We start from the raw sequence: 21,571 nt of genomic DNA, 5'->3' as shown, positions 1-21,571 counted from the left end.
CCACCTCGTCACGGAATCGTCGACCTGCTAAGTTATCGGTAACGTACACACCTGCTGGTGGTTTGAAAAGAAGAAGCGTTGACGTTATCGCAACAGGGTGGGTGACATGGCGGACCGTCCACAGGCCGCGACGCACGCGAGGCAGTACGAACCGGCACCCTGCTACCCGCTCGGCAGCGGCACCGTCGCGGTCGGCTGGGACGCCGCGGCGGACACGCTCCCCGGCGACGTACGCGTCCTCGCGGTCGACGGCCCGGCCGTGCTCGACTGGGAGGCGGTCGCCGGTGAACTGTGCACGGCGTTCGCGCGCGCCCGCGCACGGGTCGAGATCGCGGACGCCAGGACCGCGGCCCTCGACTGGGCCGAGGTGCGCCGCCGCACGGAGTCCGAGGCGCTGCGCGACGACCCCGACTTCGCCAGGCTCGCCGGCGGCACCCTCGCCGACCTGCTCGACCCCGCGGCCCTCGCGGAACTCTCCGCCGATCCGGGCGACTTGGGTGACGCCGATGGCGCTGATGGCGCTGATGGCGCTGACGGGGCTGACGGCGCGGCGGGCCAGGACGGCGCGCGGGCGCTGCGTATCGTCGTCGGGCCCGGCGCCGCCCTCGGGCGGGCCGACGCGCTGTGGTGGGCCGATCTGCCGAAGCGGCACGCGGAGTACGCCGTCCGCCGCGGGCGCGGCCGCAACCTCGCGGCCCCGGCAGGCGAACCCCCGACCCTGCGCAGGCTCCTCTACATCGACTGGCCGCTGCTCGACCGCCACCGCGACGCGTCGGTGGGGCGCGTCGACCGCTGGCTCGACGTTACCGATACCGCGAATCCGGCCTCCCTCAGCGGCACCGCGTTGCGCGACACCTGCCGCACCCTCGCCACCCGCCCCTTCCGCACCAGGCCCACCTTCAACTCCACGCCCTGGGGCGGCCACTGGGGCCAGGAGGAGCTGGGCCACAACCCCGGGGCGGAGAACACCGCCCTCGGCTACGAGCTGATCGCCCCCGAGAGCGGCGTCCTGCTCGGCGACGCCCGGGACCGCTGCGTCGAGGTGCCCTTCCAGCTCGTCGTGGCACTCTCCCCCGAGGACCTGCTCGGCGCCCATGTCCACCGGACGTTCGGCACCTCGTTCCCGATCCGCTTCGACTACCTCGACACCGTCGGCGGCGGCAACCTCTCCGTCCACTGCCACCCGCGCCCCGACGACATGCGCACCGTCTTCGGCTGGCCCTACACCCAGCACGAGAGCTACTACCTGATGCGCGCCGGCACCCCTGGCAAGGTCTTCCTCGGGCTGCGCGACGGCGTCGACGTCGACGCGTTCCACCGCCACGCGCACGCGGCCGACACCGAGGGCACCCCCTTCGACATCGAGCGGTACGTGGGCACGTTCCCCGCCGAGCAGGGGCAGCTCTACCTCGTCCCCGCGGGCACCCCGCACGGCAGCGGCGAGGGCAACGTCGTCCTGGAGGTCAGCGCCACGCCCTACCTGTACTCGCTGCGGTTCTACGACTGGCTGCGCCGCGACGCGGCCGACGAGCAGCGCCCCGTCCACGTCGAACACGCCTTCCGCAACCTCGACCCGGAGCGCTCCGGCACCCGCGTCCCCGACCAACTCATCCAGCGGCCGAGGACGTTGACCACGGGCGACGGCTGGTACGAGGAACTGCTCGGCGCGCTGCCCGACATGTTCTTCGAGGTGCGCAGGATCGCCGTCGAGCCCGGCGGGACGGCACCCCAGCACACCGGGGGCCGCTTCCACGTGCTGACCGTCGTCGAAGGACAGGGCGCCCTGGTCACCACCGCCGCGGGGCACCACCACTTCGTACACTATGCGGAGACTCTTGCCGTCCCGGCGTCCGTCGCCGCCTACCAGGTGCGCGGCGAGGGTCCTGAACCGGTCCGGCTGGTGAAGGCGCAGGTGGTATGAGCACGCACTCGGACTCCGAACCGACGTACACCATGCGGGACGTGGCGCAGCGGCTCGGGGTGAGCCCGATGACGGTGTCGCGCGCGCTGCGCGGCCAGCGCGGCATAGGGGAGGACACCAGGAAGCGGGTGCTCGCCGAGGTGGCCGCGCTCGGCTACCGCCCCAACAAGGCGGCCCGCGGCCTGCGTTCGGGCGGCCCCAACGAACTGGTCGGACTGGTCGTCACCAACCTCGCGAACCCCTTCTACTCCCAACTCGCCGTCGGCGTCGAACAGATCAGCGTCGGCTACGGGGCCCGGGTGATGCTCGGCAGCACGGGCGAGGACCCGGCGGTGGAGCGCGAGGTCGTCACCGACATGGTGGAGCGCGGCGTGGACGGCCTCGTGGTGGTCTCCGCCGGGCACGACCACAGCCACCTCGGCGGCGGACCGCTGCGGGACACACCCGTCGTACTCGCCGCGAGCCCGCCGATCGGCATCGACGTCGACTGCGTCCTCGTCGACGACTTCGGCGGCACCCGCCAGGCGTGCCGCGAACTCATCGCACGCGGCCACCGCCGCATCGGCTTCCTCGGCCTGCCGCCGTCGCTGTGGACCGGCTCGGAGCGCTTGCGCGGCTACGCGCTCGCGCTGGAGGAGGCCGGGCTGCCGATGGACGAGCGGTACGTCAGCCAGGGCCGCGGGGACAGCGCGCTCGCCGAGGAGGCGGCGCGCACGATGCTCGCACTCGACGACCCGCCGACGGCGCTGCTCGCCGCGAACAACCGCAACACCGTCGGCGCCCTGCGCGCCCTGCGCGACCGCCGCGACGGCGGCGCCGCGGTCACCGTCGCGGGCTTCGACGACATCGAACTCGCCGACATGCTGCACCTCCCGCTCACCCTCGTCTCCTACGACCCGGTCGAGGTCGGCAGGGCCGCCGCGCGACTGCTCTTCGAACGGCAGGCGAGCCCGGCGCCCCCGCCGCCGAGGCGGGTCACCATCGCGACCACCCTCGTCGACCACCCGGCCCCCAGGTAGCGGGCGGTGGCGGCCCCCGCGCGCCCGCGCGCCGTCCCCGTCGTCGAGGTGGGCGGCTCGCACGCCACCGCCGCGGCCGTCGACCTCGCGGGCTCCCGCATCGTGCCGGGCACCAGGCACCGCAGGCCCCTCGCCGCCGACACCGACGCGGACACCTTCCTCGCCACCCTCGCCGAGGTCGCCGACGGGGTCCTCACCGCGGGGACACCGCTCCACGACGTCTGGGGCGCCGCCGTGCCGGGACCGTTCGACTACGGGCGCGGGGTGGCCCGCTACCGGGGCGTCGGCAAGTTCGCCGCGCTCGACGGAGTCCCGGTCGGCGACCGCCTCGCGCCCCTGCTGCGCCGCCGCCCGGCCGGTATCCGGTTCCTCAACGACGCCGCCGCGTTCGGGCTCGGGGTGTGGCAGACCTGGCGCGGCCCCGGCAGCCGGCTCGTCGCGGTCACCCTGGGGACGGGCGTGGGCTCCGCGTTCCTCGCGGACGGCGCCGTGGTCGAGGACGGCCCGCGGGTGCCGCCGCAGGGCCGCGCCGACCTGCTCACCATCGACGGCGGCCCGCTGGAGGACACCGTGTCCACCCGGGCGCTGACCGCCCGCTACCTGGACCGCACCGGCCGGCACGTCGACGGCCTGCGCGAGCTGACCGGCCTTGCCGCGCGCGGCGACACCACCGCCCGTGACGTGGTGGACCGCGCGCTGCGCGCCCTCGGCGGCGCGCTGGCCCCCTGGCTCGCCGCCTTCGACGCCGACGCGGTGGTCTTCGGCGGCGCCGCCACCGCCGCGTGGCACCGCATCGGACCGCCCCTGACCGACGCCCTCACCGCACACGAACCCCGCCTCGCCCGAATGGGAGTGACGGTGTGTCAGGACACCGAGAGGGCGGCGCTGCTCGGCGCCGCCGCGCACGCGCTCGCCTGACACCCCCTCAGGAACCGTCGTCGTCGCGCACCGGGTACGGCACGAAGGTGCTCGTGTGCTGGTCGATCCGCAGCTCGCGGCCGAGCGGGGGAGCCGCGCGCTGCGGGCAGTCGAGGCGCTCGCAGACGCGGCAGCCCATGCCGATCGGGGTGGCGGCCGAGGCGCTGGTCAGGTCGAGACCGTCGGAGTAGACGAGGCGGTGGGCGTGCCGGATCTCGCAGCCGAGCCCGACGGCGAAGGTCTTGCCGGGCTCGCCCCAGCCGCCGCGGTGCCTGGCGACCGCGCGCGCCGTCCACAAGTACCGCTGCCCGTCCGGCATTTCGGCGATCTGGACCTGGATACGGCCGGGCGAGCCGAACGACTCGTACACGTTCCACAGCGGACACGTGCCCCCGGCCCTGGAGAAGTGGAAGCCGGTGGCGGACTGCCGCTTGGACATGTTCCCCGCCCGGTCCACCCGTACGAACGAGAAGGGCACCCCGCGCAGCCGCGGCCGCTGCAACGTGCTCAGCCGGTGGCAGACCGTCTCGTAGCCGAGGCCGTGCCGGTCGGCGAGGAGTTCGATGTCGTAGCGGACCTCCTCGGCCGCCGCGTGGAAGTCCCGGTACGGCATGATCAGCGCGGCCGCGAAGTAGTGCGCGATGCCGATCCTGGCCAGCGCGTGGGTGGGGGTACCCGCCGGGAAATCCTCCGCGGCCTGCCGGTCGAGTTCACCGCCGTACTCCAGCAGGGCGAGCTGGGTGGCCATGCGGAACGCGCGCTGCCCCGGGCGCAGCCGGGTGGAGAGACGCAGGGTGCGGCTCGCCTCGTCGTAGTGGTGCAGATCGGCGCCGGGCTCCCCGGCGAGCCGGACGCCGTGACGGTCCGCGAGCCTGGCGGTGAGCACCCGCAGCACGTCACCGGGGCGTATCGCGATCTCCCGGGCCAGTTCCTCCGCCGCGAGGTCGGTGTCGTGGAGGTAGTTCCGGCGGCGGTAGAAGAACTCGCGTATCTCCTCGTGCGGTGACCCCGGCGCCCCGGGGCCGGTGTCCCTGGAGTCGGCGGCCCCGGCGAGCCGCTGCGCCAACTGCTGGTTCCTGCGGCCGAGTTCGAGCAGGACCCGGGCCACGTCCGGCATCCGCGAGGCCAGCTCCGCGAGGTCGGACGGGGTCACCCCGGCCGCCGTGATCTCCCCGGCCAGGGTCTCCCGCAGGTCCGCCACCAGACGGCTGGTGTCGCGCTCGGAGAAGAAGCCCGGGTCGACGCCGAACGCCTCCGTAAGACGCAGCAGCACGGCGACCGTGAGCGGCCGTGAGTCGTGCTCCATCTGGTTCAGATAGCTGGGCGAGATCGCCAGCACACGTGCCAGCTCGGCCTGGCTCAGCCCGCGCTCCTCGCGCAGCCGCCGCATCCGCGCCCCCGCATACGTCCTGCCCACCGTGCCCCTCCGATCCCGTCGGGCGAAGCGTGCGTGACCCGACCTCCGCCGCACCCTTCGCAAACTTGGCAAACCGGCCCGCGAAGATTCGCAGAAGTTGACAGCCATCCACGCTTGATGGCACTCAGTGCCAGTGTCACAGTTTTCCGTGCGGCCCGCGGTCCCCGGCGAACACCGCCCGGAACCGGGGCGCGATAAACGCCCTGGCATCGGAGATCCCGGCGAGGGCGGGTTCCCCACGGCAGCATTGCTCACCGACGCCGCACCGAGAGACCACGGGCCGCACCTCCACCATACGACACCGAGTGCCACACCGGTCCTTCCGGGCGGCGAGGCTTGGCAGAAGCAACAGACCCGAGGAGAAGGTGACAGTCATGGCAGAAGCGAGGACACGGGCGGCCGCTGAACTGGCACGGCGCTGGAGCACGGAGCCCCGCTGGCAGGGCGTCGAGCGCGTCCACAGCGCCGAGGACGTCGTCCGCCTCTCGGGCAGCGTCCGCGAGGAGCACACCCTCGCCAGGCGCGGCGCCGAACGGCTCTGGCGGCAACTGCACGACCTGGACTACGTCCACGCCCTTGGCGCCCTCACGGGAGGCCAGGCCGTCCAGCAGGTCAGGGCCGGGCTCCAGGCCATCTACCTGTCGGGCTGGCAGGTCGCGGCCGACGCCAACCAGGCCGGGCACACCTACCCCGACCAGAGTCTCTACCCCGCCAACTCGGTGCCCCAGGTCGTGCGCCGCATCAACAACGCGCTGCTGCGCGCCGACCAGATCGCCACCGCCGAGGGCGAGGGCGACACCACCGACTGGCTCGCGCCGGTCGTCGCCGACGCCGAGGCCGGCTTCGGCGGCCCGCTCAACGCGTTCGAGCTGACGAAGGCGATGATCGCGGCGGGCGCGGCCGGCATCCACTACGAGGACCAGTTGGCCTCCGAGAAGAAGTGCGGCCACCTCGGCGGCAAGGTCCTCGTCCCGACCTCCCAGCACATCCGCACCCTGGGCGCCGCCAGGCTCGCCGCCGACATCGCCGACGTGCCCACCCTGGTCATCGCCCGCACCGACGCCCTCGCCGCGAACCTCCTCACCAGCGACGTCGACGAGCGCGACGCAGAGTTCACGACCGGCGAACGCACCGCGGAGGGCTTCTACCGGGTCCGAGGCGGCCAGGCCGCCGCCATCGCCCGCGGCCTCGCCTACGCCCCGTACGCCGACCTGCTCTGGGTGGAGACCGGCACCCCGGACCTGGCGCAGGCGCGCGACTTCGCCGAGGCGATCCACGCCCGCTACCCGGACCAGATGCTGGCCTACAACTGCTCGCCCTCCTTCAACTGGAAGGCGGCCCTCGACGACGACCAGATCGCCAAGTTCCAGCGGGAGTTGGCCGCCATGGGCTACCGCTTCCAGTTCATCACCCTGGCCGGCTTCCACTCCCTCAACCACGGCATGTTCGACCTGGCCCGCGGCTACGCCGAGAGCGGCATGACCGCCTATGTCGACCTCCAGGAGCGCGAGTTCGCCGCCCAGGCCCAGGGCTTCACCGCGGTCAAACACCAACGCGAGGTCGGCACCGGCTACTTCGACCTGGTCTCCACCGCCGTCAACCCCACCTCCACCACCACGGCCCTCGCGGGGTCCACGGAGGCGGAGCAGTTCCACTAGAAATGGCGGTCGTTCCGGCGCGGCCGGGGCCTCGTGGAGCCCCCGGCCGCGGCCCCGGTACGGCTCGTCGAGCAGCCCGGCGGACGGAAGCCTGCTTCCTGCCTCAGCCGTGTGGTGGCCGGGTGGCCGCGCGGTGGCCGGCGATGCGGCCGAAGACCATGCCGCGCAGCACGGACGTGCCACCCGGGTATTTGTCGTGGTAAATGCCGGTGCACTCGCCGGCCGCGTAGAGGCCGGGTATGGGCTCGCCCGCCTCGCCGACGACCTCGGCCCCCGCGGTGGTCTCCAGGCCGCCGAAGGTGAACACGATGGCGCAGGCCACCGGGTAGGCCAGGTACGGCGGCCTGTCGAGTGGCAGCGCCCAGTTGCTCTTGGGCGGAGTGAGGCCCTCGGTGCGTTTGCCGTCCGGGCGGCGCCAGTCGAAGTCGCCCTCGCCCACCGCCCCGTTGTACTCCGCCACCGTGGCTGCCAGCGCGTCCGCGGGCAGTCCGAGCGCGGTCGCCAACTCCTCCAGGGTGTCGGCGACGACCGGTTTGACGCCGGTGAGGATGCCGCGTTCGCGTGCGGTCACCGCCTCGAAACCACGGTCGGTGACGAAGTACGCGGTACCGCCCGGCTGGGCCCACACGGCGCGTGCGGTGGACTCGTATGTCTCGTCGACGGTGCCGCGCCCCTCGTCGAGGAAGCGCTCACCGGCCGCGTTCACCAGGATTCCGTACGGGAAGACCATGACCAGGGCCTCGGGCGCGTCGCTGCGCGGATCGACCGGCTCGGCGTGGAACCCGTCCCACTGGCCGCCGCGGCGGGCGCCGAGGTCGAGCGCCATCCGGATGCCCTCACCCTTGTTGAACCGCACGCCTGGCGCGATGGGCAGCAGCCGGTCGGCGTCGCCGTCGAGCGCGTCGGCCAGTGACCTCCGGTCCCCCTCGAAACCGCCGGAGGCGATGATCACCGCGTCCGCGTGCAGGGTGCGCTCCCCGGTGTCGTCGGTGACCAGGACCCCGTTCAGCCGGCCCGAGGCGTCGGTGACCAGGCGCTGCGCGGTGGTCCTGTAGTGGAAGCGCACACCGAGCCGTTCGGCCGCCGGCCGCAGCGCGGCCAGCAGTGCCTCGCCGCCGCCGACCGGTTGCAGACGGCGTCTGCTGCTGTTGACGAAGTAGGTGGGCAGCCGGCGGAATCGCACGCCGTGGCCCTGTATCCACTCCATGGTCTCCGGCAGCCGGTCGAGCAGCGCCTCGACGTAGGCCGACGGGGTGCGCCCTCCGGAGAAGGCGAGGATGTCCTCGGTGAAGGTCTCGCCCGGCTCGTACACGTCGTCGAGCCGCAGGTAGGCGGAGGTCCACCGGGTGTTGCCGCCGGCCTCGCGCGGGTCGGCGCGTTCGACCAGGACGACGGAGGCGTCAGGGGTGTCGGCCAGTTCCTCGGCCGCGGACACCGCCGCGGACAGGCCGGCGATGCCGGAGCCGATCACGACGACGGTACGGGGCGCGGGGGCGGGCGCGGGCGGGATCGGGGATGCTGCCGGTTCTGCCATGGAGAGTCCCTGGGGTGTGGTGGTCGTGGCGGGGGAGCGGCGGTCAGGCCCGGGGGTTGAAGGGGTCCTTGACGCCCTGGCCCGTGTCGACCCACACGCTCTTCTCCTCGGTGTACTCGCGCAGCGCGTCGGCGCCGTTCTCCCGGCCGAGGCCGCTCTGCCGATAGCCGCCGAACGGGGTCGCGTAGGAGGTCTTGCGGTAGTTGTTGATCCACACCGTGCCCGCGCGCAGCCGCCCGGCGACGCGGTGGGCGCGCTGGACGCTGCCGGTCCACACACCCGCGGCGAGGCCGAACTCCGTGTCGTTGGCGATGCGTACGGCGTCCTCCTCGTCCCGGAACCGGATCACCGCGGCGATCGGTCCGAAGACCTCCTCGCGGGCGATCCGCATCCCGTTGGTGACGTCCGCGAACACCGTCGGGCGCACGAACAGGCCGTCCGGCAGGCCCTCGACGGCAGCCGGGGCACCGCCCGCGACCAGGCGTGCGCCCTCATCGGTGGCGACGTCCACGTAGTGCAGCACCTTGTCGCGCTGCGCGGGCGAGGCGATGGTGCCCATCTCGCTGGCCGGGTCGTGCGGGTCGCCCACCCGCACGGCCTCGGCGCGCTCGGCGAGCCGCGCGACCACCTCGTCATAGACGGTGTCCTGGACGAGGATGCGCGACCCGGCCATACAGGTCTGGCCGCTGGCCCCGAAGATGCCGGCGACCAGGCCGTTGACCGCGCTGGGCAGGTCGGCGTCGTCGAACACGATGTTGGGCGACTTGCCGCCCAGCTCAAGCGACACACGCTTGAGCGAGCGGCCCGCCTGCGCGGCGATGGCCTGCCCGGTAGCGGTCGAGCCGGTGAAGGCGATCTTGTCGACCTCGGGGTGGCCGGTCAGCGCGGTACCTGCCGGTGTGCCGAGGCCGGTGACGACGTTGAAGACGCCCGGCGGCAGGCCGCACTCGGCGGCCAGTTCGGCGAACCGGATCGCGGAGACCGGGGTGACCTCCGACGGCTTGGCGACCACGGTGCATCCCGCGGCGAGGGCGGGGCCGAGCTTCCATACCAGCAGCAGCAGCGGTGAGTTCCACGGTGTGATCGCGGCAACCACGCCGATCGGCTCGCGCACCGTGTAGTTGAGCATGTCGGAGACGTGCAGCGGGTTGGTGGTGCCGGTGGGCATCTGGGCCAGACCGGCGTAGTAGGAGAAGTACTCGGGCATGAGCTTGGCCTGGCCGACCATCTCGCGGATGAGCTTGCCGTTCTCGTCGACCTGGAGCCCGGCCAACTCCTCGGCGTGGTCCGCGACCGCCTCGCCGAAGCGGATCAGGAACTTCGCGCGGTCCGCCGCCCGGTACCGCGGCCAGTCGCCCTCGGTGAACGCGCGCCGCGCGGAGCGCACCGCCCTGTCCACGTCCGCCTCCGAGGCGTTGGGCACCCGGGCCCACACCTCCCCGGTGGCCGGGTTGGCGATGTCCAGGTACCGGTCGCCGTCCGGGGCGACCTGCTGGTTGTCGATGTAGAGGCCGTAGCGGCGCGGCGGCCCGGCCGTGGCGGCACCGGTGGGGAGCGGGGTGCCGTCCGACAGGGCGGTGCTGGTGGGTGAGGGGGTGCTGGCTGAAGACATATGTGCCCTCCCGAGTGTGAAGGGGGAGTCCGGTTCGACGGTGCCGGGGCTCAGGGGGTGTTGCGAAAGTCCCGTCTGCCGGGCGACGCCCGGCACGCACGCTCGGCCCTGAGCCTTCCGCCGCTCGGCCCCGGAAACGAACGAGCGCCTGACCGGGTATTGCTAAACCGTATCATGAATGGGATGTTAAGTGTGGTCCAGCCCACACCGAAGAGGAGCTGACTCGGATGCGTCCGCAGGCTCTGCCGCAGGTCAGCGGCGATCCGGTCGCCGTACCCGACCGACCGGACCCGTCAGGCCCCGACCGCCCGCACATCACGGAACCGACGCCGGTCCGCCCCGTGAACCGCCACCACTGCACCGTCTTCACCTGCGAGGTGACGCTCGCATGCTGCGGCGAGCCCGAGACCCCGTTCCCCGTGGTCGAGCGATGGCTGCGGGACCTGGAGCGGCGGTTCTCCCGATTCCGCCAGGACAGCGAGATCTCCCGGCTGAACCGCAGCCGCGGCCGGTGGTGCGAGATCTCCCCCGAGATGTACCTGCTCCTCGCGCACGCGCTGAACGCGGCCGTGCTCAGCGAGGGGCTGGTCAACATCGCGGTGCTGCCGCGGCTGTTGGCCGCCGGCTATGTCGGGTCCTGGCCGTTCCCGTTGCCGACGGGCGGGCCGCTCCCGGTCCTGCCGCCCGAGGAACCGGTGCTCCCGCTGACCACCGTGCTCGAACTCACCCGTACCAGGGCCCGACTGCTTCCCGGCCAGACCCTCGACATCGGAGCCCTGGCCAAGGGAGTGTGGGCGGACGACGCCATCCACCGCCTCGGCCCCGACTCGGCCGCCGAACTCGGCGGGGACGTCTCCTGCCGCGGGCCAGGACCGACAGGCGAAGGGTGGCCGATCGCCCTCCCCGACGCCGAGGTCCTGCTGGTCCGCGACGGAGCGGTCGCCACGAGCGGTACCGCGAAGCGGCGTTGGGGCACCGGTCTGCACCATCTGATCGACCCGCGCACCGGCCGGCCCTCCCGATCCGACATCGCACGGGCGACGGTGGTCGCCACGTCGGGCTCGTGCGCCGAGTGGGTCAGCACCGCGCTGGTCGTGGGCGGCAGCCCGGTCATCGGCCGCCTTGCCGACCGCGGCGACGTACGCGGCCTACGGCTGACCAGAACCGAGGAGTCCGATGGCTGACAGCACCTTTCCCTCCCTCCCCTCTTCACCCTCTTCACCCTCCCCTCCCTCTTTCCCGGTCGCCCCCGCCGAGCCGCCCCCGCAGGTGCCCGTCGACGACCGCCCGGTGGAGCAGGCCAGGTTCCGGCACGCCTTCCGGCAGGTCGCGGGCCCGGTCGCGGTGGTCCTCGTGCATACGCCCTCCGGCGGCGTCAGCGGTCTGACCTGCACCTCGGCGGCCTCACTCTCCGGTGACCCGCCGATGGTCATGGTCGCGGTCGACGACAGGACAGGGGTGGCCGCGCTGGTGCGCGAGGCCCGCCGGTTCAGCGTCAACTACCTGGCGGCCGACCGCGCCTACTTGGCCCGTGCGTTCTCCACCGGCGGCCGGGACCTCACCGGCCTCGCCGGGACGGTCAGGGCCGGCCGTACCCGGGTGCCGACCCTTGCGTCGGGCACCACGGCGGTATTGGAGTGCCGTATCGCCGACATCCACCGCGGAGGCGACCACTGGATTCTGAGCGCGACCGTGCTGCACGCCCGGTTCCAGGCCGACGCGAAACCCCTGCTCTACGCGGCAGGGCGCTACGGAACATTCGAACCCGCAGGGAATCCACCATGAAGAATCGCCCATGGCGGCTCGCCGCCCTCCTCTTGGCCTGCGCCGTGCTGGCGGCCTGCGGGAACTCCGCGACCCGTTCGGCGGGCAGTGGCGGCAAAGACGCGAACGGCCTGTCCGTGGTCAAGATCGGCTCGGAGAAGGTGACATCCGACGCGGGCATCTTCCTTGCCGACCAGATCGGCTACTTCAAGAAGGCCGGCATCAAGGTCGAGTACCAGCGGCTGAGCGACGCACCGACGATCACGAACGCGCTGGCCACAGGACACCTGGATGTCGCCGGCGCCTCGCTCGCGCCCGGGGTGTTCACCGCGGCCAACCAGCACCTCGACATCAAGATCGTCGGCGACAAGCAGAGCATCAGGCCCGGCGTCTCCGCGACCCGCTTCGCGGTGCGGCCCCAGTACAGCCGTGGCGGCATCGGGCAGACGCTCAAAGCGCTGCGCGGCAAGAAGATCGCCGTCCACAGCAAGCTGTCCGTGCAGCTCTACATGCTGAGCAACCTGCTGCACCGGTACGGCATGAAGCTCGACGACTTCGACATCGTCCCGGTGGCCTCGCCCGACCAGGTGGGGGCGCTCAAGAGCGGCTCGGTCGACGCGGCCGTCATGCTGGAGCCCTTCTACACCCAGGGCGTCGAGGCCGGGATCGTCAAGCCGGCCTCCGACCTCACCGAGGGCACGCCCCGTTCGGGCCAAGTCCTCACCGGGCTGCTGTACGGCAAGCGGTTCATCGACGACCACAAGCTCGGCAACGCCTTCATGACCGCCTACATGCAGGGTGTACGCACCTACAACGACGCGATGTTCCATGGCGGGGACACCGCGCAGGCCGAGGACACCGCGCAGGCCAAGAACACCACGGCCGCCGGGCCCGCCGAGAGCAAGGACAAGGTCGTCGGGATCATCGCGAAGCAGGCCGACGTCCCGGTGGACCTCGTCAGGAAGACGAAGCCAAGCGGCCTCGACCCGGACCAGCGCCTCGACACGGCGTACCTGGACCGGTTGCAGCACTTCTACGTCAGCCAGCACGTCCTGGACAAGACGACGAATGTGCGCGACCTCGCCGACACCTCGTTCGCCGACGCCGCGCGAAAGAAGTTGGGCGTCTACCGGGCGCCCTGACCGCCCACCGCGGTCGCACATCCCGGTCGCAGCCATCAGAGTCGCACTTCCAGGAGGGGCAATGAAGCCACCCGAAGGCTCCGCCGTCCGCATCGAGGAGCTGACCAAGATATTTCTCACCCGCAGCGGAAAGGCCGTCCAGGCCCTGCACTCCGTCGACCTTGAGGTCGGCCGCGGGGAGGTGGTGGCGATCATCGGGCCCAGCGGTTGCGGCAAAAGCTCGCTGCTGCGCATCCTCGCGGGACTCGACAAGGTCTACGAGGGCCGGGTGCACTGGAACATGCCGGGCGGCTCGGGCAAGTCGGCGCGGTCCGGGCGGCTGACCAGCGCCACGGTGTTCCAGTCCGACTCGACGCTGCCGTGGATGACCGTGGAGCGCAACGTCCGTATGGGCCTGTGCCGGCTGTCCCTCGACCGGGCAGAGGCCGACAGCCGGGTCGAGGAGGTGTTGCGCCTCGTCGGCCTCGGTGGGTTCCCCAAGGCGTACCCACACGAGCTGTCCGGCGGCATGCGGCAGCGGGTGGCCATCGCCCGCGCGCTTGCGACCCGCCCGCAACTCCTGCTGATGGACGAGCCGCTGGCCGCGCTCGACGCCCAGACGAGGGTGGTCATGCAGCAGGAACTGGTGAACATCTGGCGCCAGACCCACTCCTCCGTGGTCTACGTCACCCACGACATCGAGGAGGCCGTCACCGTCGCCGACCGGGTGGTGGTGCTGTCCGCCCGCCCCGGCCGGGTCCGCATGGTGCGCGAGGTGGGCACGAGCAGCGGCAGCGTCACCGAGCTGCGCCGCGAGTCCGCCTTCGGCGACCTGGTGGTGGAGCTGTGGAAGGTGATCGCCTCCGAGGTCGGCGCCTCGCTGTCCGCGGAAGTGGCCTCCGCCCCGAATCGGGTGGGGGCGGCGTGATGGCCGACACCGAGGTACGCGACGCGCCGGCCTCCGCCCCAGGACCGGGTCTCTCGGAGAGTGTGGCGAGGCTGCGGCGGAGCCGGGTGCGCGAGCAGCGCAGGCACCGTGCGTGGGCGGTCCTGACCCCGCTCGTCCTGCTCGGCGTCTGGGAGACCGCGAGCAGGACCGGGATGCTGGACAAACGGTTCTTCCCCTCGCCGACCAACATCGTGGCCAGCGCGTACACGTTCGTCTCGGAACCGGAGACCCGCGCGCAACTGCTGACCAGCCTCGGCGACTCCGGGACCCGGCTGGTGATCGGCTTCCTGCTGGGCACCGTCGCCGGGCTCGTGGTGGGCCTGGCCATGGGCCTGAATCCGGTGACAAGGCACGCGCTGAGCGCGCTGATCAACGCCATCTATCCGCTGCCCAAGCTCACCCTCTTCCCGCTGATGCTCATCTTCTTCGGGGTCGGAAACACCAGCATGATCGCGCTGATCGCGCTCGGTACGTTCTTCATGGTGTGCATCAACACCGCCTCAGGAGTGCTGTACAGCAACCCGGTGTACGGGGACGTGGCCACCGCGTTCGAACTGCCCGCCCTGGTCCGGATAAGGACCATCACCATCCCTGCCGCCATCCCGTCCATCGTCGACGGCGTCAGGCTCGGCTTCGGCCAGGCGCTGATCATCCTCGTGTCCACCGAGTTCGTCGCCGGGGGCGGCGGCATCGGCTACCTCATCTGGAACTCGTGGCAGGTGCTCAACGTGCCGGTGATGTTCGTCGGGCTGGCGGTGGTGGGCCTCACCGGCTGGCTGGTCTCGGTCGGCATCACCCGGCTCGGCAGGCTCCTGGCGCCCTGGCAGAACGACTGACCCGGCCGCGCCACCACGATCACGACGGAGGAAGGAACATGCACCGACTGCACGAGAACACCGTCGACGCCGACGGGTTCTGCACGCACTACTGGGAGGCCGTTCCTGACGGAACACCCCGCGGCACGGTGGTGCTCGTCCACGACGGGGCGTTCGGCTCGGACGCAGCGACCAGTTGGGGCGAGGTGATCCGGCTGCTCGGCGACGACCACCGGGTACTCGCGCCCGACCTGATCGGTTTCGGAGACAGCGACAAGGCCGTCTATCTGGACCGCTCCCCGTACGTCTACCGTGCGGCCCACCTCGCCGCCTTCTGCACGGCGGTCGGCGTGGGGACCGGGGAGACAGGGGGGTCCGGGGGCCCGGGGAACGCAGGCAGCGCGGGGGGCGCCGGGGGCGCGCACTTCGTGGGCCACTCCTTCGGCGGCTCGCTGGTGCTGCGCGCCCTGGCGTCGGCCACCCCCTCGCTGCCGGCCCGCAGCGGAGTCAGCATCTCGGGCAGCGGTGGCCCCTGGCGCTCACCGCCCGCCGTGGCGGAACTCGGCCGCTTCGACGGCACCGAGAAGGACATGCGGCGACTGCTCGACCTGATGGTGGACGACTACCCAGGGCTCGACCGGGCCGTACAGGCACGCTACGCCAACACCCGCAAGCCGGGGCATGTGGAGACCTGTCTGTCCGGGCGGCTGAAACACCCCGACCCGCCGGTGGCGCCACCGGCCGCGGGCGCCCCGTGGCCCGAGGCCCTGCGGGAGTGCCCGGTGCCGCTGCTCGTGGTGGCCGGCGACCGGGACCCCCTGATGGAACCTGGCTGGACCGACCACTTCGCGGACCTCTCGCCCCGGGTCTCAGTACGGCACCTGGACGCCAAACACGCCCCGAACATGGACCGTCCCGACGAGATCGCCGCACTGCTGCTCGACTTCTTCGCCGCCCAGCCGTCCGCCGCCCCGGCCGCTCGATGACCGCCGCCCGCACCCCGTCGACCGGAGGAGCCCCGATGAGCAGCAGGACCCAGGACGGGGCCGCCCCGCCGCCGCGCCTGCCACGGCTGGCCCCCGGCGGGCTGACCCGGGAGCAGGAGCGCCTGTACCGCACCATCACCGAGGGCCCGCGCCGACAGCACGCCGGGTTCTTCCCGGTGGCGGACGGCGACGGCGTGCTGAGCGGCCCCTACCGGGCCATGCTGCTGAGCCCGGACGTCGGCACCGCGCTGGAGGCGGTCGGTGTGGCGGTGCGCTACCACAGCGCACTGCCCGCCAGGGAGCGGGAGCTGGCCATCCTGATGGTGTCCTGCCACTGCCGCTGCCCCGTGGAGTGGCGGGCCCACGAGGAGTTGGCGCGCGCCGCCGGGGTGCCAGGGGAGACCGTGGACACCCTGCGCTCCGGCGCGCCGACCCTGCCCGACAGGCCCGCGCAGGTGCTGTACGCCTTCGTCGGCGGGCTGCTCGGCGACAACCGGGTTCCCGACGAGACCTTCAGGGAGGCCGAGTCGCTGTGGTCGACCGCGGGCGTCTTCGAACTGGTGGTGACGGTCGGCTACTACCAGATCATCGCCGGGATCAACAACGCCTTCGACGTGTCGAGTGAGCGGAAGGGGCCGGCATGAGGTGGCGTGAGGGGACATGGAGGGAAGGAGGGTGACCGCGATGGGATGCCTCAGCGGGCGCGCGGTGCTGGTGACCGGCGCCGGGCGCGGCCTCGGCCGGGCCTACGCGCTGCACGCCGCGCGCTCCGGCGCGGCGGTGGCGGTCAACGACGTCGACGCGGCGGCGGCCGAGCGGGTGGCCGAGCGGATACGGGAGCTGGGCGGCGAGGGCACGGCCGCCCCCGGCTCCGTCGCCGACCCGGCCGCCGCGGCGGGCCTCGTCGACCAGTGCGTCGCACGGTTCGGCGCGATCGACGGCCTGGTCAACAACGCCGGGCTCTTCCACCGCGCCGAGCCATGGCGGGAGGACCACGCCAGAATCCGCGCTCTGGTCGAGGTCAACGTGCTGGGCACGGTGCACTGCGGTCTCGCCGCGATCACCTGGATGCGCGAGCACAGGCGCTCGGGGTCGATCGTCAATGTGACGTCCGGCACCCATCTGGGCCACCCCGCCACGGCGGTCTACGGCGCCACCAAGGGCGCGGTGGCCTCGCTGACCTACGGCTGGGCGCTCGACCTGGCGGACGAGGGCATCCGGGTCAACGCCCTGTCGCCGCTCGCGGTCACCGACATGAAGCTGCCGCCTTACGACGGCCACGCCACGCCTGAACAGGTCGCCGCGGTGGCGACGTTCCTGCTCAGCGACGCGGCAGCGGGGATCACCGGGCAGGTGGTGCGCCGGGCGAGGCGCGGTCTCGGGCTGCTCGCGCACCCGGCCATCGGCGACATGGTGGAGGCCGACTCCTGGGAACTGCCCGACATCGACCGGGCGTTCCGGGAGACGCTCGGCCCACTGGAGCCGATCGGCTACGGGGACCACAAGGTGTGTCCTGACGGACCGCGGTAGGCAACGCGCGTACTCGGGCGGGGGTGCACCCTTGCCCAGAAACTAGCATCATATTTATCATCGTTATGCGGGAGGGTCCCGCGGGTCCACCGCCCGGAAGGAGAGGACGAGCGTGACTGAGTCCCACACCAGCAGCCGGGAGCGCCTGCTGTTCCTGCATGACGCGGACGTGGTCCCCGGGCCCGTCGGCGGCCTGGCCGTACTGGCCGAGACATTCGACGTCGAGGTTCCGCGCCACCCGGGGTTCGGCACCCCGCTGGACGACACCGCAGCCGAGTGGGACTGTGTGGCCGACCTCGCGCAATACCACCTGGCCAGGCTCGACGGCACCGGCGGGGCGCGGCCGCTGCACCTGGCCGGCGCCGGTTTCGGCGGATGGGTGGCGCTGGAGATGGCGGTAAGGGCGCAGCACCGGTTCGCGTCGCTGGTGCTGGTCTCGCCTTACGGGGTGAAGCTTTACGGCCCCACCGAGCGGGAGTTCGCCGACATCCTGCTGCTCGACCCGGACGAGACCGTCCGCCTCGGCTGGGCCGCCCCGGACGCCTGCCGTGACATGCGGATGCCCGGCTTCCCCGCGGGACTCGGCGACGCCGAGTACGAGGCCGCGTTCAGCGAGCGCGCCGCGCTGGCCCGCTTCGGATGGAAGCCGTTCATGCACGATCCCCGGCTGCGCCGCTGGCTGCACCTGCTCACGCTGCCGACCCTGGTGCTCTCCGGCGGCCAGGACCGGCTGGTGGCACCCGACCACAGCAGGGCGCTGGCCGACCTGATCCCCTCGGCGCGCTACACGCAGATCCCGGAATGCGGCCACTACCCCTATCTGGAGGCCCAGGACAGGTTCGTGGCGGCGGTCACCTCCTTCGTCTCCGAGCGCAGCAAGACAGGAGCAAGCCAGTGAAGTGCTACCACTTCAGCGAGATGCCCTATCCGTATGTCCCCGCCGAGGTCGAGGAGGAGCACCGTGGGCTGAAGTACTTCATGCCCAACCGCCACTACGACCCGGTCCGCGGCTACGAGTTGTACCAGCGCTACCTCGACGAGTACGAACTGGCCGACGAGCTGGGCTTCGATCTGATGGTCAACGAGCACCATCAGTCCGCGTCCACGCTGCATGTCTCCGCGACCCTCAGCGCCGCCTCGGTGCTGGCACGCACCCGGCGCGGACGGGTGCTGGTGCTCGGCACACCGCTGCCGCACCGCGAGAACCCGGTCAGGGTCGCCGAGGAGGTCGCGTACCTCGACGCGATCAGCGCCGGCCGTATCAACTGCGGCTTCGTGCGCGGTGTACAGGGGGAGACCTTCCCCTCCAACCAGAACCCCGTACACAACCTGGACATGTTCTTCGAGGCGCACGACCTGATCAAGGAGGCATGGACCCGGCGCGACCTGTTCAACTGGGAGGGCCGCTTCTACCACTACCGGTACGTCAGCATCTGGCCACGGCCCTATCAGCAGCCGCACCCGCCGATCTGGGTCAGCGGCACCACCCGGCCGCTCGTGGAGTGGACGGCGCGCCACGGATACACCCTGTGCAACCTGCTCGGCACCTACGAGGACACCGCCAAGTCCTTCCGGCTGTACCGGAAGACCGCGGTCGACGCCGGTCTGCCCGAGCCGCCCCCTGACAACTTCGCCTATCTCGCGTTCTGCCATGTCGCGCCCACCGAGGAGCAGGCGAGGCGGTCGGGCGAGAAGCTCATGTGGTACCTGAAGCAGGGGCGGCTGCGGCTCGGCGCCGCCAACCCGCCCGGCTACTCGTCGAACGCCGCCGCGGTGGCGGCGCTGCGCGGAAAGCTCGGCGAGGTGCGCAAGTACGACTTCGAACGGCTCGTGGACGAGGGGATCATGCTCGTCGGCACCCCGGACACCGTGACCCGGCAGATACAACGGCTCTACGACCGCACCGGCGTCGGCAACCTGATCCTGATGAACCAGGCGGGCGAGATGACGAGCAACGAGGTCAGGGACAGCGTCCTGCTGTTCTCCCGCGAGGTGCTGCCCGCGGTGGCCCCCATCGGCAGGCGGTGGCAGGACGACGACACCAGTTGGCGGGTGGACCACGACACCCGGCCGGTGGAGACCGTCCTGGCCAGCGCCCTGTCCTGACCAGGAGGCCGCCCCGACGGGGACGGCCCCCGCACCGCGCATGCACCGCACCGTATCGCCACAAAGGAGACGAGTAATGCCGAGGATTGTCGTGCAGGCCATCGAGGGCAGGTCGTTGGAGCAGAAGCGGCACCTGGTACGCGCCCTCACCGACGGCATCGTCGAGGCGTTCTCCGTGACCCCCGAGAGCGTCACGGTCGTTATCGAGGAGATCCGCCGCGACCACACATCGAGGGCCGGTGTCCTCGACGTGGACCGCGCGGGCCGCGCGCCCGCGGGGGACGGGGCGCGGCGGACACCGGCGACCGGAAGCTGACCCGGCACGGCCCGCGGGCCACCGCTCACGCGGGGCCCCCGCCGTGCACCGCACCGCACCAGACCACGACACAGGGGAGATCAACGTGACGGATGACGCTGCCGCCTCGACGGCGCCGGTGGGCCTCGACCCGGGGCTCGCCGGGTCCCGGGCCGTCGTTTTCGGGGTCGGCCCCGGCATCGGCCTTGAGTGTGTACGCCTGCTCGCGGCCCTGGGAGCCGACGTCGCCTGTGTCGATGTCGAGCCCGACAGGGCCGCTGAGGCGGCCGCGGCGCTGGCCGAGTACCCGGGCAGTGGCACCCCGCTGACCTGCGACGTACGCCGCCCTGAGCAGGTGGGACGGGTCGTCGACGAGACGGTGGCCGCGCTCGGCGGTATCGATGTGATGATCAATGTCGTGGGGCACGGCGGACCCGCGGGACCGGTCGCCGAGATGCCGGACGACGTGTGGCGGGACGTGCGCACGCTCAACCTCGACCAGCACTTCCTCGTCGCCCGCGAGGTGCTGCGCCCGATGGTCGCACGGCGGCGGGGCAGCATCGTCCTGATCTCGTCCATCAACGCGTTCGGCTCGTCGCCGCTGCGGGCGGCGTATGGCGTGGCCAAGGCCGGGATCGTCTCGATGGCCAGAAGCCTGGCCATCGAGAACGCGCCGTACGGGGTCCGGGTCAACACCGTCGCCCCCGGGCCCACCCGCACTCCGCGGCGCCGGCATCTCGCCGAGGGCGAGCTTGCGGACGTCTACCGGACGTCGATACCGCTCGGGCGGCTCGCGGAGCCGTACGAGGTGGCGCGGGCGGCCGTGTTCCTCGCCTCCGACCTGGCGGGCTATGTCACCGGCGAGACCCTGGTCATGGACGGCGGCGCCACCGTGAAGTACTCGGTGCCCGCGGGCAACTGACCGGCCCGCGCCCCGCCCGGGGCGCGGGCCGGTCAGTGCCAGCCGATGATCTCGTTGTGCAGCGCCGCGTAGCTCCGCTCGAAACCGGCGGCCAGCTCCACCATGTGCTCACGCATCAGCCGCTCGGCCTCGGGGCCGTTCCCGTCGAAGATGGCCTGCGCCACCGCCTCGTGCTCGCGGCGCACCTCGGCCCAGCGGGCCGGGGGCCGTTCCGCGGCGATCACCCGCTCGGTGTACACCTCCTTGAGCGCCCGTCCGTACAGGTCGAGCACGCCGTTGCCCGACATGCCCGCCACCACGCCGTGGAAGCTCTGCACCACCGAGAGGTACGTCGCCTGGTCGTTGGTCTCCAGGTCCTTGTGCGCCTGCATGGCCTTCATGAGCTGGCTCAGCCGCTCCTCGTCGCGGCGCTCGGCGGCGAGCCGCGCCATCATCGGCTCCATGACCACCCGGGCCTCGACCAGCTCCCAGAAACGGGTGCGTCCCATCTGGAGGAAGAGCGCCATGGTGCGGCCGAAGTTGTACGGGTCGGCCGCGCCCACCATGGGACCGCCCCCGCGGCCGGGTCGCACCCGCACCAGACCGTTGTTCTCCAGGATGCGCAGCGCTTCCCGCAGCGTGCCGCGGGCGATGCCGTACATCTCAAGCATCGGCGCCTCGCTGGGCAGCGCCGCGCCCGCGGGCAGGCCCTGCTCGACGATGTCCTCGACGATCTGCCGGGCCACCAGCTCGGCCATCTTGGCCGAACGCTGCCGGAACCGCGGTGTGGGCCGCGGTTCCCCGGGCTCGGACACAAACACCCCTCACTGGCCCCGGCACCCTGGTACGCGGATGGCCCCGTCGATTCCTGCGAATGTTTAGAAGAATTTGTTAAATTCTATCAGCCACCGCAAGCTCAAGCCGCCCCCAGGCCGACCAATACCGGTCATATCCCGCCTTGAAAACCCGGCAGGGAGCCCCTGGGGCACCGAGAGCCCCAAGGCCGCCGACCCGCGGGTGGGCGG

19 protein-coding genes and 1 pseudogene are annotated in these 21,571 nt (G+C 72.0%); 16 read left to right on the top strand and 4 right to left on the bottom strand.

All coding sequences use genetic code 11. The features are described from left to right. The first annotated feature begins 106 nt into the window (after positions 1–106). From ACIBIW_RS01555 to ACIBIW_RS01545, 3 genes are read left to right on the top strand one after another with little or no spacing between them, the layout of a single operon-like run. The gene (locus tag ACIBIW_RS01555; protein ID WP_399330703.1) at positions 107–1,921 is read left to right on the top strand and encodes a class I mannose-6-phosphate isomerase; all 1,815 of its coding nucleotides are present in this window, start codon (positions 107–109) and stop codon (positions 1,919–1,921) included. Beyond that, positions 1,918–2,940, top strand: coding sequence for a LacI family DNA-binding transcriptional regulator (locus ACIBIW_RS01550; protein WP_399330701.1), 1,023 nt, complete (start codon positions 1,918–1,920; stop codon positions 2,938–2,940). Before ACIBIW_RS01555 ends, ACIBIW_RS01550 begins: the two co-directional genes overlap by 4 nt. Before the next feature lie 6 nt (positions 2,941–2,946). Then, positions 2,947–3,858: an ROK family protein gene (locus ACIBIW_RS01545; RefSeq protein ID WP_399330699.1), complete on the top strand. Its 912-nt coding sequence runs from the start codon at positions 2,947–2,949 to the stop codon at positions 3,856–3,858. A gap of 7 nt (positions 3,859–3,865) precedes the next feature. Here the strand turns inward: ACIBIW_RS01545 and ACIBIW_RS01540 are convergent, their stop codons facing one another. Further along, positions 3,866–5,275 (bottom strand): short-chain fatty acyl-CoA regulator family protein, encoded by a 1,410-nt coding sequence (locus ACIBIW_RS01540; RefSeq protein WP_399330697.1) that lies wholly within the window; start codon positions 5,273–5,275, stop codon positions 3,866–3,868. Between the two features lie 374 nt (positions 5,276–5,649). Between ACIBIW_RS01540 and aceA the strand changes: the two genes are divergently transcribed. Next, positions 5,650–6,933 carry an isocitrate lyase gene (gene aceA, locus ACIBIW_RS01535; RefSeq protein ID WP_399330695.1) on the top strand — a complete coding sequence of 428 codons (1,284 nt, stop codon included), beginning with the start codon at positions 5,650–5,652 and terminating at the stop codon, positions 6,931–6,933. Between the two features lie 184 nt (positions 6,934–7,117). Here aceA and ACIBIW_RS01530 read toward each other — a convergent pair. Then, positions 7,118–8,467 (bottom strand): annotated as a pseudogene (locus tag ACIBIW_RS01530) (FAD-dependent oxidoreductase); the annotation flags it as partial. 43 nt (positions 8,468–8,510) lie between these two features. Continuing rightward, positions 8,511–10,079, bottom strand: coding sequence for an aldehyde dehydrogenase (locus ACIBIW_RS01525; protein WP_399330693.1), 1,569 nt, complete (start codon positions 10,077–10,079; stop codon positions 8,511–8,513). Between the two features lie 227 nt (positions 10,080–10,306). Between ACIBIW_RS01525 and ACIBIW_RS01520 the strand changes: the two genes are divergently transcribed. The 12 genes from ACIBIW_RS01520 (at position 10,307) to ACIBIW_RS01465 (ending at position 20,567) form a co-directional block, all read left to right on the top strand. Next, complete coding sequence (locus ACIBIW_RS01520; protein ID WP_399330691.1) at positions 10,307–11,263, top strand: FAD:protein FMN transferase; 957 nt, start codon at positions 10,307–10,309, stop codon at positions 11,261–11,263. Continuing rightward, on the top strand, positions 11,256–11,864 hold the full coding sequence (locus ACIBIW_RS01515) for a flavin reductase family protein (RefSeq protein ID WP_399330689.1): 609 nt from the start codon (positions 11,256–11,258) through the stop codon (positions 11,862–11,864). The genes ACIBIW_RS01520 and ACIBIW_RS01515 overlap by 8 nt, the downstream gene beginning before the upstream one ends. Further along, entirely contained in the window at positions 11,861–12,985 is a 1,125-nt protein-coding gene (locus ACIBIW_RS01510) for an ABC transporter substrate-binding protein (protein ID WP_399330687.1), read from the top strand. The genes ACIBIW_RS01515 and ACIBIW_RS01510 overlap by 4 nt, the downstream gene beginning before the upstream one ends. A gap of 61 nt (positions 12,986–13,046) precedes the next feature. After that, the gene (locus ACIBIW_RS01505) at positions 13,047–13,892 is read left to right on the top strand and encodes an ABC transporter ATP-binding protein (protein WP_399330685.1); all 846 of its coding nucleotides are present in this window, start codon (positions 13,047–13,049) and stop codon (positions 13,890–13,892) included. Continuing rightward, positions 13,892–14,749 (top strand): ABC transporter permease, encoded by an 858-nt coding sequence (locus ACIBIW_RS01500; RefSeq protein ID WP_399330683.1) that lies wholly within the window; start codon positions 13,892–13,894, stop codon positions 14,747–14,749. Before ACIBIW_RS01505 ends, ACIBIW_RS01500 begins: the two co-directional genes overlap by 1 nt. Positions 14,750–14,787: 38 nt before the next feature. Then, positions 14,788–15,714 (top strand): alpha/beta fold hydrolase, encoded by a 927-nt coding sequence (locus tag ACIBIW_RS01495; RefSeq protein WP_399330681.1) that lies wholly within the window; start codon positions 14,788–14,790, stop codon positions 15,712–15,714. A 35-nt stretch (positions 15,715–15,749) separates the two neighbouring features. Next, the gene (locus ACIBIW_RS01490) at positions 15,750–16,358 is read left to right on the top strand and encodes a carboxymuconolactone decarboxylase family protein (RefSeq protein ID WP_399330679.1); all 609 of its coding nucleotides are present in this window, start codon (positions 15,750–15,752) and stop codon (positions 16,356–16,358) included. Between the two features lie 40 nt (positions 16,359–16,398). Continuing rightward, positions 16,399–17,244 (top strand): SDR family NAD(P)-dependent oxidoreductase, encoded by an 846-nt coding sequence (locus ACIBIW_RS01485; RefSeq protein WP_399330677.1) that lies wholly within the window; start codon positions 16,399–16,401, stop codon positions 17,242–17,244. A 112-nt stretch (positions 17,245–17,356) separates the two neighbouring features. Continuing rightward, the gene (locus ACIBIW_RS01480; protein WP_399330675.1) at positions 17,357–18,142 is read left to right on the top strand and encodes an alpha/beta fold hydrolase; all 786 of its coding nucleotides are present in this window, start codon (positions 17,357–17,359) and stop codon (positions 18,140–18,142) included. Next, positions 18,139–19,350: an LLM class flavin-dependent oxidoreductase gene (locus ACIBIW_RS01475; RefSeq protein ID WP_399330673.1), complete on the top strand. Its 1,212-nt coding sequence runs from the start codon at positions 18,139–18,141 to the stop codon at positions 19,348–19,350. Before ACIBIW_RS01480 ends, ACIBIW_RS01475 begins: the two co-directional genes overlap by 4 nt. Positions 19,351–19,426: 76 nt before the next feature. Beyond that, positions 19,427–19,666 carry a 4-oxalocrotonate tautomerase family protein gene (locus tag ACIBIW_RS01470; RefSeq protein WP_399330671.1) on the top strand — a complete coding sequence of 80 codons (240 nt, stop codon included), beginning with the start codon at positions 19,427–19,429 and terminating at the stop codon, positions 19,664–19,666. An 85-nt stretch (positions 19,667–19,751) separates the two neighbouring features. Then, positions 19,752–20,567, top strand: a complete 816-nt coding sequence (locus ACIBIW_RS01465) for an SDR family NAD(P)-dependent oxidoreductase (RefSeq protein WP_399330669.1) — start codon at positions 19,752–19,754, stop codon at positions 20,565–20,567. Positions 20,568–20,599: 32 nt separating this feature from the next. On the opposite strand, the gene ACIBIW_RS01460 is transcribed toward ACIBIW_RS01465, so the two are convergent. Beyond that, positions 20,600–21,304 carry a FadR/GntR family transcriptional regulator gene (locus ACIBIW_RS01460; RefSeq protein ID WP_399330667.1) on the bottom strand — a complete coding sequence of 235 codons (705 nt, stop codon included), beginning with the start codon at positions 21,302–21,304 and terminating at the stop codon, positions 20,600–20,602. Positions 21,305–21,571: the final 267 nt, after the last annotated feature.

The sequence above is a fragment of the Streptomyces sp. NPDC050560 genome (assembly GCF_044457285.1).
Taxonomy (GTDB): domain Bacteria; phylum Actinomycetota; class Actinomycetes; order Streptomycetales; family Streptomycetaceae; genus Streptomyces.
The sequence above is the reverse complement of the archived record's forward strand: the minus strand, read 5'-3'. Positions and strand labels throughout refer to the sequence as shown.

What these genes read in the sequence shown, in the direction of transcription:
- ACIBIW_RS01495 (WP_399330681.1), top strand. Translation starts at nt 14,788, where the DNA reads ATGCACCGACTGCACGAGAACACCGTCGACGCCGACGGGTTCTGCACG.
- ACIBIW_RS01490 (WP_399330679.1), top strand. Translation starts at nt 15,750, where the DNA reads ATGAGCAGCAGGACCCAGGACGGGGCCGCCCCGCCGCCGCGCCTGCCA.
- ACIBIW_RS01515 (WP_399330689.1), top strand. Translation starts at nt 11,256, where the DNA reads ATGGCTGACAGCACCTTTCCCTCCCTCCCCTCTTCACCCTCTTCACCC.
- aceA (WP_399330695.1), top strand. Translation starts at nt 5,650, where the DNA reads ATGGCAGAAGCGAGGACACGGGCGGCCGCTGAACTGGCACGGCGCTGG.
- ACIBIW_RS01555 (WP_399330703.1), top strand. Translation starts at nt 107, where the DNA reads ATGGCGGACCGTCCACAGGCCGCGACGCACGCGAGGCAGTACGAACCG.
- ACIBIW_RS01525 (WP_399330693.1), bottom strand. Translation starts at nt 10,079, where the DNA reads ATGTCTTCAGCCAGCACCCCCTCACCCACCAGCACCGCCCTGTCGGAC.
- ACIBIW_RS01485 (WP_399330677.1), top strand. Translation starts at nt 16,399, where the DNA reads ATGGGATGCCTCAGCGGGCGCGCGGTGCTGGTGACCGGCGCCGGGCGC.
- ACIBIW_RS01520 (WP_399330691.1), top strand. Translation starts at nt 10,307, where the DNA reads ATGCGTCCGCAGGCTCTGCCGCAGGTCAGCGGCGATCCGGTCGCCGTA.
- ACIBIW_RS01510 (WP_399330687.1), top strand. Translation starts at nt 11,861, where the DNA reads ATGAAGAATCGCCCATGGCGGCTCGCCGCCCTCCTCTTGGCCTGCGCC.
- ACIBIW_RS01470 (WP_399330671.1), top strand. Translation starts at nt 19,427, where the DNA reads ATGCCGAGGATTGTCGTGCAGGCCATCGAGGGCAGGTCGTTGGAGCAG.
- ACIBIW_RS01505 (WP_399330685.1), top strand. Translation starts at nt 13,047, where the DNA reads ATGAAGCCACCCGAAGGCTCCGCCGTCCGCATCGAGGAGCTGACCAAG.
- ACIBIW_RS01460 (WP_399330667.1), bottom strand. Translation starts at nt 21,304, where the DNA reads ATGGCCGAGCTGGTGGCCCGGCAGATCGTCGAGGACATCGTCGAGCAG.
- ACIBIW_RS01550 (WP_399330701.1), top strand. Translation starts at nt 1,918, where the DNA reads ATGAGCACGCACTCGGACTCCGAACCGACGTACACCATGCGGGACGTG.
- ACIBIW_RS01500 (WP_399330683.1), top strand. Translation starts at nt 13,892, where the DNA reads ATGGCCGACACCGAGGTACGCGACGCGCCGGCCTCCGCCCCAGGACCG.